Source organism: Plantactinospora sonchi (assembly GCF_036422035.1).
Classification (GTDB): Bacteria; Actinomycetota; Actinomycetes; order Mycobacteriales; family Micromonosporaceae; genus Plantactinospora; species Plantactinospora sonchi.
The window spans coordinates 66879-78529 of record NZ_JAZGQK010000042.1 but is presented as its reverse complement, the minus strand read 5'-3'; the positions used below and the strand labels follow the sequence as shown (position 1 = coordinate 78529).

General features: G+C 70.4%; 10 protein-coding genes and 1 pseudogene. 7 read left to right on the top strand and 4 right to left on the bottom strand.

Going from position 1 to position 11651, the window contains the following annotated elements; translation table 11 throughout:
* Positions 1-403 precede the first annotated feature (403 nt).
* On the top strand, positions 404-664 hold the full coding sequence (locus tag V1633_RS35430) for a hypothetical protein (RefSeq protein WP_331218576.1): 261 nt from the start codon (positions 404-406) through the stop codon (positions 662-664).
* Between the two features lie 54 nt (positions 665-718).
* Positions 719-1987, top strand: a complete 1269-nt coding sequence (locus V1633_RS35425) for an HNH endonuclease signature motif containing protein (RefSeq protein ID WP_331218575.1) — start codon at positions 719-721, stop codon at positions 1985-1987.
* Positions 1988-2010: 23 nt separating this feature from the next.
* On the opposite strand, the gene uvrC is transcribed toward V1633_RS35425, so the two are convergent.
* The 4 genes and pseudogenes from uvrC to rsgA form a co-directional block, all read right to left on the bottom strand.
* Entirely contained in the window at positions 2011-3936 is a 1926-nt protein-coding gene (uvrC, locus tag V1633_RS35420) for an excinuclease ABC subunit UvrC (protein WP_331218574.1), read from the bottom strand.
* An 88-nt stretch (positions 3937-4024) separates the two neighbouring features.
* Positions 4025-4510: a Rieske (2Fe-2S) protein gene (locus tag V1633_RS35415; protein WP_331218573.1), complete on the bottom strand. Its 486-nt coding sequence runs from the start codon at positions 4508-4510 to the stop codon at positions 4025-4027.
* A gap of 278 nt (positions 4511-4788) precedes the next feature.
* Positions 4789-7707: pseudogene (gene uvrA, locus V1633_RS35410) on the bottom strand (excinuclease ABC subunit UvrA); the annotation flags it as partial.
* 277 nt (positions 7708-7984) lie between these two features.
* Complete coding sequence (gene rsgA / locus V1633_RS35405; RefSeq protein ID WP_331218572.1) at positions 7985-9061, bottom strand: ribosome small subunit-dependent GTPase A; 1077 nt, start codon at positions 9059-9061, stop codon at positions 7985-7987.
* A 162-nt stretch (positions 9062-9223) separates the two neighbouring features.
* Here rsgA and V1633_RS35400 point away from each other — a divergent pair, with 162 nt between their 5' ends.
* The 5 genes from V1633_RS35400 (at position 9224) to V1633_RS35380 (ending at position 11619) form a co-directional block, all read left to right on the top strand.
* A complete protein-coding gene (locus V1633_RS35400; protein ID WP_331218571.1) occupies positions 9224-9370 on the top strand; it encodes a hypothetical protein in 147 nt (48 codons plus the stop codon).
* A complete protein-coding gene (locus tag V1633_RS35395; RefSeq protein WP_331218570.1) occupies positions 9367-10023 on the top strand; it encodes an MBL fold metallo-hydrolase in 657 nt (218 codons plus the stop codon). The genes V1633_RS35400 and V1633_RS35395 overlap by 4 nt, the downstream gene beginning before the upstream one ends.
* A gap of 130 nt (positions 10024-10153) precedes the next feature.
* The gene (locus V1633_RS35390) at positions 10154-10402 is read left to right on the top strand and encodes a hypothetical protein (RefSeq protein WP_331218569.1); all 249 of its coding nucleotides are present in this window, start codon (positions 10154-10156) and stop codon (positions 10400-10402) included.
* A 191-nt stretch (positions 10403-10593) separates the two neighbouring features.
* Complete coding sequence (locus V1633_RS35385) at positions 10594-10749, top strand: hypothetical protein (RefSeq protein WP_331218568.1); 156 nt, start codon at positions 10594-10596, stop codon at positions 10747-10749.
* A gap of 63 nt (positions 10750-10812) precedes the next feature.
* Entirely contained in the window at positions 10813-11619 is an 807-nt protein-coding gene (locus V1633_RS35380) for an alpha/beta fold hydrolase (RefSeq protein WP_331218567.1), read from the top strand.
* The last annotated feature ends 32 nt before the right edge of the window (positions 11620-11651 follow it).

Below are 11651 nucleotides of genomic sequence, written 5' to 3'. Positions count from 1 at the left end.
ACACGCGAGGGGACACGTGCGCGAGGTGTCAGAGAGAAGAACAACGGCCCACACCAGAAGAAGAAGACTCTTCCGGGGACCAGAAGCCCGCCGGCACCCTAGGGGGTCGGTGCTCAAGCGAACACGAGATGTAACGACCGCAGGCCCCGGATCATTCCCAGACCCGAACCCATCAGCCCAGCTCACAAGCCGTGCTACTCAGCCGTACGCGTAATGTAACGACCCCAGCCCCGCCAACATTCCACCACAGCCCGTTGATCATGAACCCGAACCGGACAGCGGCTCCGGAAGTCGACAGGGTCGTGCTCGCCCCGGACACTCAAACCCTCGGATCCGGACTTCCGGGATACTCCGGCGGAAACTACCATCCCTGGCGTCGAGTGACCGTCACCCTGGAGGGCACATGGACGACATCTGGAACGGTCACCGCGGGCGTCGCCTCGACCGTACGGAGATGGCCGCACTGGTCGCTCGGATCATGGCGATGGACGGGACCGACGAGGAGATCGACACCTGGCTGAACCTGCTCGACAGCCAGATCCCCCTGCCCAACGGCCACAGCGCAGACCTGATCTTCTTTCCGGGTCGGTACGGCCTCAGCCCGGAACCCGACCCGAAGGACGTCGTTGACCGGATGTTCGCGTACCGGCCGATCGCGCTGTGAGGCGGAAGTGCGCGGTCGAAATTCTTGTCGGTGGGTCGACCTAGTCTCGAACATGTGATCGAACGAGTGATGGTTCCGGAGGATCTGGCGGAGTTGCCGCCCGGTCCTGAGCTGGGGCTGGTCCTCGCCACCATCGACAGAGCGAGGCTGAACGGCCACGACGCGGTGACGGTGCTGCAGGCCCGCGCCCGCCAGGTGGCGTACGAGCAGGCACAGTTGCTTGCCGACCTGGTCGAGGTCGCGCACTGCCCACCTGGCGACGCGGATTCCCCGGCGACCAGGAGAGAGCAGCTCGACGAGTTCGCCGCCGACGAGATCCGGATGGCGCTGTGTCTGACCCGGCGCACGGCGGAAAACACTCTGCACCTCGCCGCCGACCTTCTCCGACGGCTTCCCCGGGTGTACGCCGCACTGGCGGCCGGAGAGATCGACCTGCCCCGGGCCCGGGTGTTGAGCGAGGAGACCGTCGCGTTGGCTCCAGAAGCCGCCCGAGGCGTCGTCGACCAGGTCCTCGACGCCGCTGGCGGGTTGACCACGCGACAGCTCGCCGCCAGGCTCCGTACGCTTGTCATCGCGAGCGACCCGGAGGCTGCACGACGCCGGCAGGCGCGTTCGCTCCGGTACCGGCGTCTGGTGTCGGAGACGGATTCCGAAGGCACCGCAACCCTGGCCGGGCACCAGTTGCCCGTCGAACGTGCGGCCATGGCCGCCGCCCGGATCGACGCGTTGGCCCGGGCGGCGAAACGAGCCGGTGACGCCCGGAGCATGGACCAGCTCCGCGCGGACACCTTCCTGGACCTGTTGGAGGGCGTCACGAGCGACGAGGGCGGCACCGGGCCGCGCGCCGGCGGGGTGGACCTACGGGTTCCGCTGACCACCCTGATGGGGCTGACCGACCTGCCCGGCGAGTTGTCCGGCTGGGGTCCGGTGGTGGCCGAGACCGCCCGGGAGATCGCCTCCCGCAGCCGCCGTTCCGCCTGGCGGATCAGCGTCTACGACCGAGGTCGCCTGATCCACAACGGTCCGGTCCGACGGCGCCCGAAGATTCGGGACGCCGCGTTCGTCAGGTCCCGCGACCAGACCTGCCGGGCGCCCGGTTGCCGGATCCCGGCCAGCCACGCCGATCTCGACCACGTCCGGCGGTACGTCGACGGCGGGCCCAGCACGCCGGACAATCTCGCGGTGCTGTGCCGCCACGACCATCGGCTGAAGGACGAGGGCGGCTGGCGCCTGCGACAGCTTCAGCCCGGGGTTTTCGTGTGGCACAGCCGGCTCGGCCACCAGTACGTGGTGCCACCGGATCCGCCCGAGCCTCCGGCCTGAACGTCACCGCGTCCGGCGCCCGGTCACTCCCCGCGCGGATGCAGCGCCGCCACGATCGCCTCGGCGGTACGTCGACCGATGCCGGGCACCTCGGCGATCTCCTCGACCGTGGCCGCCGACAACCGCTTCACCGAGCCGAAGTGTCGCAGGAGCGCCTTGCGCCGTACCTCGCCGAGCCCGGGGACATCGTCCAGCCCGGAGGTGGTCATCCGCTTGGAGCGCTGCTGCCGGTGGTAGGTGATGGCGAACCGGTGTGCCTCGTCGCGTACCCGTTGCAGCAGATAGAGCCCTTCGGAGGACCGGGGCAGGATCACCGGGAACTCGTCGCCGGGCAGCCACACCTCCTCCAGGCGTTTGGCCAGTCCGCAGAGCGCGATGTCGTCGATCCCGAGTTCCGCCAGGACCGCAGCCGCCGCGGCGACCTGGGGTTGACCTCCGTCGACCACCACCAACTGGGGTGGGTAGGCGAACTTGCGCGGCCGGCCGGTGGTCGGGTCAATCCCGGGACGGTCCGGATCGGAGGCCATCTCGTCACCGATCTCCCCGGTTTCGCCCCGGGCCTGGAGGTAGCGGCTGAACCGTCGACGCAGTACCTCGGAGAGCGCCGACAGGTCGTCGGTGGCGCCACGGACGGCGAACCGCCGGTACTCGCTCTTGCGGGCCAGGCCGTCCTCGAAGACCACCATGCTCGCCACCACGTCCGTGCCCTGGATCTGGGAGACGTCGTAGCACTCGATGCGTAGTGGTGCCGTCCGCAGACCGAGCGCCTCGGTGAGTTCGTCGAGTGCCTCGCTACGGGTGGTCAGGTCGCCGGCCCGGCGTAGCTTGTGCTGGGTCAGTGCCCCGGCGGCGTTGCGTGCCACCGTTTCCAGCAGTGCCTTCTTGTCACCGCGCTGTGGCACCCGCAGCGTCACCCGGCCGCCCCGGCGCGTCGACAGCCAGTCGGCCAACGCGTCGGCGTCGCCCGGCAACGCCGGCACCAGCAACTCCCGGGGTACGTCGCTCTCCCCTTCCTCGCCGCCGTACACCTGGGTGCAGAAGTGGTGGACCAGGTCGCCGGTACTCAGTTCCTCGACCTTCTCCACGACCCAGCCACGCTGGCCGCGTACCCGACCGTCGCGGACGTGGAAGACCTGGACGGCGGCCTCCAACGGGTCCTCGGCGAAGGCCACCACGTCCGCGTCGGTGCCGTCGCCGAGGACGACCGTCTGCTTCTCCATTGCCCGGCGCAGCGCCGCGAGGTCGTCGCGCAGTCGGGCCGCCCGTTCGAACTCCAGCTGCTCGCTGGCCTCGCCCATCTCCCGTTCGAGTCGGCGGACCAGCCGGTCGGTGCGGCCGGCCATGAAGTCACAGAACTCGTTGACGATCCCCCGGTGTTCCTCGGCGGAGGCCCGGCCGACACACGGGGCCGAGCATTTGCCGATGTCGCCGAGCAGGCAGGGCCGGCCGATCTGGGCCTGCCGTTTGAAGACCCCGGAGGAGCAGGTCCGGGCCGGAAAGACCCGCAGCAACAGGTCCAGGGTTTCCCGGATCGCCCAGGCGTGCGAGTATGGCCCGAAGTAACGTACGCCTTTGCGCTTGGCTCCCCGCATCACCTGCAGTCTCGGGAACTCCTCGTCGAGGGTGACCGCCAGGTACGGGTACGACTTGTCGTCGCGGTAGCGCACGTTGAACCGCGGGTCGTACTGCTTGATCCAGGTGTACTCCTGTTGGAGCGCCTCGACCTCGGTGCCCACGATGATCCAGTCGACCGAGGCGGCCGTGGTGACCATCTGCCGGGTACGGTCGTGCAGCGACCAGAGGTCGGCGAAGTACGAGTTGAGCCGGCTCCGCAGACTCTTCGCCTTGCCGACGTAGATCACCCGGCCGGTCGGATCCCGGAAGCGGTAGACGCCGGGGGCGTCCGGGATTGTGCCCGGTGCCGGGCGGTAGGTAGCGGGGTCAGGCACGTCGACAACCCTAATCTGTGATCAACGGTAGCGGCCGGCGCCGACGCGGCGGTGCGGATCCGGCCGCGTCGGTACGCCGACCGAGGGCTCACGCCAGGACGATGTTGTCCCCGTTGACCGTGATGTTCTTCTCGGGCAGCTTCTTGGTCGCCGGGCCACCCTTGACCGAGCCGTCGGCGATGGAGAACTTGCTGTTGTGGCAGCTGCAGTTGATCGTGCCGCCCTCCACGCTGGTCACCGGGCAGCGCTGGTGGGTGCAGATGGAGCTGAACGCCTTGAACTCGCCCTCTGTCGGCTGGGTCACCACGATCTGCTCTTCATTGATGATCTTGCCGCCGCCGACCGGAATGTCGGCCTTCTTGGCCAGCGCCGCGCCGCCGTCGGCCGGGGCGCTGGTCGAGGCGCCGCCGCTGGGCGTACCCGGGTTGTCACCGCCGGTCGTTCCGTCCAGGGCATCGTCGTCACCCGTGCCGCACGCGGCCAGCACCACGGAGGCGCCCACCGCGCCCGCGCCGGCCAGCAGCGCCCGTCGGGTCTGCGTGCCCGGCCCGGTTACGGTCTGCTCGTCACTCATGCCTAGCCTTCCTTGATCGACGCCGCGCTCCTGGTCGCCCGCGGCCATGCCCGAAGACACGGAAATATCCGGCAACCGGTTCAACCGTCCCACGATCAGGACGATGCGACGCGCCGTCCCCGGGCCGGGCTCTTCGCCTGCCCCGAGGCGGCCGTCCGGCCCGACGTTTTCGCCGCGGCCGCTCCGCCGGCGGTCTTCGCCGTGCCATTGGTCTTCGCCGTGACTGCGCTCTTCGCCGTACCGCCCCCGGCCGTCTTCGCCGCGGCGCCACCGTCGACCTTCGCCCCGTTGCCCTTCTCGCCGTTGGCCTTCGCCGCCCGTGCGGTGGCCGCGGCGGCTCCCGCCGCCGGCCCGGTCAGGCCCAGCACCGGACGGAGGAACTCCCCGGTGTGGCTCTCCGCCACCTCGGCCAGTTCCTCGGGCGTGCCGGTCGCCAGCACCGTACCGCCCCGGTGGCCGCCCTCCGGGCCCATGTCGATCAGCCAGTCGGCGGTCTTGATCACGTCGAGGTTGTGCTCGATGACGATCACCGTGTTGCCCTTGTCGACCAGGCTCTCCAGCACCCCGAGCAGCTTGCGGATGTCCTCGAAGTGCAGCCCGGTGGTCGGCTCGTCGAGCACGTACACGGTCCGCCCGGTCGAGCGCTTCTGCAGTTCGGAGGCGAGCTTGACCCGCTGTGCCTCGCCACCGGAGAGGGTCGGCGCCGACTGGCCGAGCCGGACGTAGCCGAGGCCGACGTCGACCAGGGTCTTGAGGTGCCGGTGGATGGCCGGGATCGCGGAGAAGAACTCCGCCGCCTCCTCGATCGGCATCTCCAGGATGTCCGAAACGGTCCGGCCCTTGTAGTGCACCTCCAGGGTCTCCCGGTTGTACCGGGCACCCTTGCAGACCTCACACGGCACGTAGACGTCGGGCAGGAAGTTCATCTCGATCTTGATCGTGCCGTCACCGCTGCACGCCTCGCAGCGGCCACCCTTGACGTTGAACGAGAACCGGCCGGGTCCGTACCCCCGGACCTTCGCCTCGGTGGTCTCGGCGAAGAGCTTGCGGATGTGGTCCCAGACCCCGGTGTACGTCGCCGGGTTGGACCGTGGGGTACGTCCGATCGGCGACTGGTCTACCCCGACCACCTTGTCGACGTGCTCCAGCCCGGTGATCCGGGTGTGCCGGCCCGGTACCAGCCGGGCGCCGTTGATCTGGTTGGCCAGTACCGCGTACAGGATGTCGTTGACCAGGGTCGACTTGCCCGAGCCGCTGACCCCGGTGACCGCGATGAACTGCCCGAGCGGGAACGGCACGGTCAGGTTGCGCAGGTTGTGTTCGCGCGCCCCGTGCACCACCAGTTCCCGGCCCGGCGTCTGCGGCCGGCGTCCCTCCGGGGTGGGGATCGACCGCCGGCCCGACAGGTACGCCCCGGTGACCGACTCCTCGTTCGTCAGCAGGTCCGGCACCGAGCCGCTGTGCACGATCTTGCCGCCGTGCTCGCCGGCGCCCGGCCCGATGTCGACGATCCAGTCCGCGGTCCGGATGGTGTCCTCGTCGTGCTCGACCACGATCAGGGTGTTGCCCAGGCTCCTGAGCCGGACCAGGGTCTCGATCAGCCGGTGGTTGTCCCGCTGGTGCAGGCCGATCGACGGCTCGTCGAGCACGTAGAGGACGCCGACCAGACCGGAGCCGATCTGGGTGGCGAGCCGGATCCGCTGCGCTTCCCCGCCGGAGAGGGTGCCGGCCGGCCGGTCCAGCGACAGGTAGTCCAGACCGACGTCGACCAGGAACCGCAGCCGGGCGTTGATCTCCTTGAGCACCCGCTCGGCGATCATCTTCTGCCGGTCGGTCAGGGTGAGCGCGCCGAGCAGTTCCGCGCACTCGCCGACCGACAGCGCGCAGATCTCGGCGATGTTGCGCCCGCCGAGGGTGACCGCCAGCACCTCGGGCTTGAGCCGGGAGCCCCGGCAGACCGGGCACGGCACGTCCCGCATGTAGCCCTCGTACTTGTCCCGGGACCACTCGGACTCGGTGTCGTTGTGCCGCCGTTCGATCCACTGCACCACACCCTCGAACCCGGTGTAGTACGAGCGTTCGCGACCGTACTTGTTGCGGTAGCGCACGTGCACCTGGTCGCTGGAGCCGTGCAGGATGGTCTTCTGCGCCCGGGACGGCAGTGCCCGCCACGGGGTGTCGAGGTTGAAGTGCTCGGCGTCACCCAACGCTTCCAGCAGGCGCAGGAAGTACTCCGCCGTCTGCCCACCCGACCACGGCTGGACCGCGCCCTCGCGCAGGGTCCGCTCCGGATCCGGGATGATCAGCTCGGCGTCGACCTCCTTCTTGGTGCCCAGACCCGTACATTCCGGGCAGGCGCCGTACGGGGCGTTGAAGGAGAAGACCCGGGGTTCGAGGTCCTCGATCGCCAGCGGGTGGTCGTTGGGGCAGGCCAGGTGTTCGGAGTAGCGCCGTTCCCGGCTCGGGTCGTCCTCGGGCAGGTCGACGAAGTCGAGCAGGACCAGCCCTCCGGAGAGGCCGAGGGCGGACTCGACCGAGTCGGTGAGCCGCTGCTTGGCGCTCGCCTTCACGGTGAGCCGGTCCACCACCACCTCGATGGTGTGCTTCTCCTGCTTCTTCAGCTTCGGCGGCTCGGTCAGCGGGTAGACCGTCCCGTCGACCCGGGCCCGGGCGTACCCCTTGGCCTGCAGTTCGGCGAAGAGGTCGACGTACTCGCCCTTGCGGCCGCGCACGACCGGGGCGAGCACCATGAACCGGGTGCCCTCCTCCATCGCCAGGACCCGGTCGACGATCTGCTGCGGGCTCTGCTTGCTGATCCGCTCGCCGCAGATCGGGCAGTGCGGTTCACCGACCCGGGCGTAGAGCAGCCGCAGGTAGTCGTAGACCTCGGTGATCGTGCCGACCGTGGAACGGGGGTTGCGGGAGGTCGACTTCTGGTCGATCGAGACGGCGGGGCTGAGGCCCTCGATGAAGTCGACGTCCGGCTTGTCCATCTGGCCGAGGAACTGCCGGGCGTACGACGAGAGCGACTCGACGTACCTCCGCTGGCCCTCGGCGAAGATCGTGTCGAAGGCGAGGCTGGATTTGCCCGAGCCGGAGAGCCCGGTGAATACGATCATGGCGTCGCGCGGCAGGTCGAGGTTGACGTCGCGCAGGTTGTGTTCCCGCGCGCCACGGATGATCAGTCGGTCGGCCACTGTCCGCGCACTCCATACGTTTTGTCCGGGTTTTCGGCACTAGTCCGGGTCTTCGGCGCGCGGAAGCGCGTCGTCCTACAGCCGCGCCCGTAGGTGCCACCCTCCGGCGGCACCCATGGGAACCACCGCTCGGGAGCATCTCAGGCGCCGCCTCCCGGCGGCGCCCGTGGGCCACCTCTCAGCAGCACCCGTAGGCACAAGTTTCAGCGCAGAAGAGCGCCTCGGCAACTCTAGCCCCGGGGTATGACAGTTTCCCGCACCCGACCATTCCCGCAGCTCAACGGCCAGCTGTACCCCAGCGGGCGCCCCGCTGCTCCTTGTGGATCCGCCGCCACCGGTGACGCTCCTCGGCGGCCAGCCGGACGTCCCGGCGACGTGTCTCGTACGCTACCTCGCGCTGGAGTTTCTGCCAGTTCGCCCACCGGCGCGGCGCCAGCTCGCCGGAGTCGAGCGCGTCCCGCACCGCACACCCCGGCTCGCCCCGGTGCCCGCAGTCGGCGAATCGGCACGCCGCGACCAGCTCCGCGACGTCCGCGAACGCCTGGTCGAGACCGGCCGCCGCGTCGAGCAGGCCGACCGCCCGCACACCAGGGGTGTCCAGCACGGCACCTCCGCCCGGAATCAGGATCAACTCCCGGTGGGTCGTGGTGTGCCGGCCCTTGCCGTCCACCCCGCGTACCCCCTGGGTGGTCATCACCGTCGCTCCGGCCACCGCGTTGACCAGCGTCGACTTGCCCGCACCGGAGGGGCCGAGCAGGGCGAGCGTACGGCCGGCCGCGACCCACCGCCGGAGCGCTGCCAGCCCGGTGCCCCGGTGGGCGCTGACCGGCAGCACCTCCACCCCCGGCGCGGCCTGGCGCAGTTGCGCGGCGACCGCCTCCGGGTCGGCGACCAGATCACACTTGGTGAGCACCACCAGCGGCTGCGCACCCGACTCCCACGCCAGCGCCAGCAGCCGCTCGATCCGGGCCACGTCCGGCTCCGGATGCAGCGGCTCGATCACCGCTGCCGCGTCGACGTTGGCCGCCAGGACCTGACCGCTGGAATCCTTGTCCACCGTCCGGCGCACCACCGCGGTCCGCCGGGGCAGCACCGCCTCGACGGTGACCCGCCGGTCCGGCCAGTCCCGCAGCACCACCCAGTCACCCGCACACGGCAGGTTCACCGCGTCCCGGGCCGCCGCGACCAGCACACCGCCGCCGAGGCTCGCCCGGACCGCGCCGTCGGCGGCGAGCACCGTGCAGACGCCCCGGTCCGCCCGGAGCACCCGGCCGGGTCGGTGGTCGTCGCCGCGTTGCGGGTACGCCGCCGCCATCGACGCGTCCCAGCCGAGGGACGCGAGATCAACAGTCATGTCAGCCCTTGCCGTCAGAAGTGTCAGACACGTGCGAAGGCGTCAGAACGTGTCATGAGAAGGTGAGGTCCCCCGGGGTGCCCGCGTCGGCACTGACGGTAGGCGGTGGCGTGACCGCCCGAAAGTCAATTCCGCGACGACCGACCGCTATGGTCGTAAATCGTGCCGTCGGCCCCGCTCGCGCCGCCGCCCGAGGTGGACCGGGCGACGGATCCGCCGGGCGTGGTCGCCGAGCGCGACGGCGACGATCTCCGGGCCGCCTCGCTGCCCGGTTGGACCCGTGGACCTGACTCGGAGGTACGACCATGACGACCTACACCGGAAACGTCTCCCCCGGCGCCCCGCCCGACGTACGGGAGCTGACCGGCCTGACCATCAGCAAGCTCTCGGTGGGCCCGATGGACAACAACGCCTACCTGCTGCGCTGCGCCTCGACCGGCGACCAGGTGCTGATCGACGCCGCCAACGAGGCGCCCCGGCTGCTGGAGTTGATCGGGGACGCCGGCCTGTCGGCGGTGGTCACCACGCACCGGCACATGGACCACTGGGTCGCCCTGGAGGAGGTGGTCGCCACCACCGGCGCCCGGTCGCTGGTACATGCTGCCGACGCGGACGGGCTGCCGATCCCGTCCGAGTCGCTCGCCGACGGCGACCGGATCCGGGTCGGTGAACGGGAGCTCGAGGTGATCCACATCGTCGGGCACACGCCCGGTTCGGTGGCGCTGCTCTACCGTGACGAGACCGACGGCACGCACCTGTTCACCGGGGACTCCCTGTTCCCGGGCGGGGTCGGCAACACCGACCGGGACCCGGTACGGTTCGGCTCGTTGATCGACGATGTCGAACAGAAGATCTTCGACCGACTGCCCGACGAGACCTGGTTCTACCCCGGCCACGGCAAGGACTCGACGCTCGGCGCGGAGCGGCCGTCGATCCCGGAATGGCGGTCACGCGGCTGGTAGGCCGTCTCGGCCCGACCGTCGCCGTCCGGGGCGGGAACCCCTGCTCGGGGCGCCTGCCCCGAACGGTTGTTCACGTCGTGGACACCTGGCTCCGGTGTCACCGTCAACCGGCACGAGCGACGATCGGGCCATGACACTCCTGCAGCGCCGCAGGTGCGCGACATGTGACCGGCCGATCAGAGAGCTTGCCCGTCTCGTCGCCTACCCCGGCACCGCCGTCCTGGAGCGGTTCACCACCACGACGCCGGTGGAGATGCCGGCGGACGCGGTCGACGTGACCTGGTTGGCGTACCCGTGCATGCACGAACTCGCCGAGGTGGACGCCTGGGACCTCGCCGTCGACGAGGGCTGGGCTGTCCGGCACGATCGGGCGGCCTGAGCCACCCTCGCACCGGGTGCCGCCGTGCCACCCAGCCGCTCCGAATTCGGCACCGGGCGGGTTGCCCCGGCCCACCGCCGGGGTCGTTGCCGAGCGTGAGGCGTGACCGATGACGGACCGGCCGCCGGTGTGGCTCCTCGACGTGGACGGGGTCGTCAACGCGTCCATCCGTGCTCGCCGGGGGCCGCCGGGTGATCTGGACCGACGACACCGAGGTCCCCGAGCCGGGTGATCCGCTGCACGACGAACTGAGCGCCGCCGGTCGAGCCCTGCTGGTGCGGCCGTTTCCTCGTCGCGGCCTGCACCCGGCGGACCTGGACGCGATCGAGGCGTTCGCCCGGAAGTGATCTCCGCATCGCGGCCGACAGCTGACTTGGCAGCCGTTGGCTAATAGGTGTAGCTTTTAAGCTATGACAGCTCTTCGATACCTTCAGCGTCCGGACGGGCGGATCGCCTACGACCTCGTCGACGGCGACGGCCCGCTGGTGATCTGCGTACCCGGGATGGGCGAGCTCCGGCAGTCCTACCGGCTGCTCGTCCCCCGACTCGCCGCCGCCGGACACCGGGTGGTCACCATGGACATCCGCGGGCACGGGGACAGCGACGCCACCTTCCCGGCGTACGACGACGTGGCGCTGGCCAGCGACATTCTCGCGCTCATCGAGGAACTGGGTGAGCCGGCGTTTGTCGTCGGCAACTCGATGGGTGCCGGCGCGGGCGTGATCGCCGCGGCCGACGACCCCGCCAAGGTACGCGGCCTGGCGCTGCTCGGGCCGTTCGTCCGGCAGCCGGCCGGGAGCGCACTGCTGAACCTGTTGTTCCGGGTCATGCTGGTCCGCCCCTGGGGACCGGCGGCCTTCCTCGGCTACTACCCGCAGTGGCTGCCGGGCACCAAGCCCGAGGGCTACCAGGAGCACCTGGCCCGGGTCCGGGACAACCTGCGCCGGCCGGGCCACTGGCGGGCGTTCGTGCAGACCACCCGTACCTCGCACGAGCCGGCCCGGCGGCGGCTGGGCGACGTACGGACGGCGGCCGTCGTGGTGATGGGGGCGGCCGACGTGGACTGGAAGGATCCGGTCGCCGAGGCCGAGTGGATCGGCGGGCAACTGCGGGCCGAGGTGGTCATGGCCCCGGGCGTCGGCCACTTCCCCCAGGCCCAGGCACCGGACGTGGTCGCCGCCGCCGTGTCGCGACTGGTCCAGCGCGTCAGCGCCTGACCGGTGGCACGGCCGCCGTCCGTACCCCGACC

What these genes read in the sequence shown, in the direction of transcription:
- rsgA (WP_331218572.1), bottom strand. Translation starts at nt 9,061, where the DNA reads ATGACTGTTGATCTCGCGTCCCTCGGCTGGGACGCGTCGATGGCGGCG.
- V1633_RS35415 (WP_331218573.1), bottom strand. Translation starts at nt 4,510, where the DNA reads ATGAGTGACGAGCAGACCGTAACCGGGCCGGGCACGCAGACCCGACGG.
- V1633_RS35395 (WP_331218570.1), top strand. Translation starts at nt 9,367, where the DNA reads ATGACGACCTACACCGGAAACGTCTCCCCCGGCGCCCCGCCCGACGTA.
- V1633_RS35430 (WP_331218576.1), top strand. Translation starts at nt 404, where the DNA reads ATGGACGACATCTGGAACGGTCACCGCGGGCGTCGCCTCGACCGTACG.
- V1633_RS35390 (WP_331218569.1), top strand. Translation starts at nt 10,154, where the DNA reads ATGACACTCCTGCAGCGCCGCAGGTGCGCGACATGTGACCGGCCGATC.
- V1633_RS35380 (WP_331218567.1), top strand. Translation starts at nt 10,813, where the DNA reads ATGACAGCTCTTCGATACCTTCAGCGTCCGGACGGGCGGATCGCCTAC.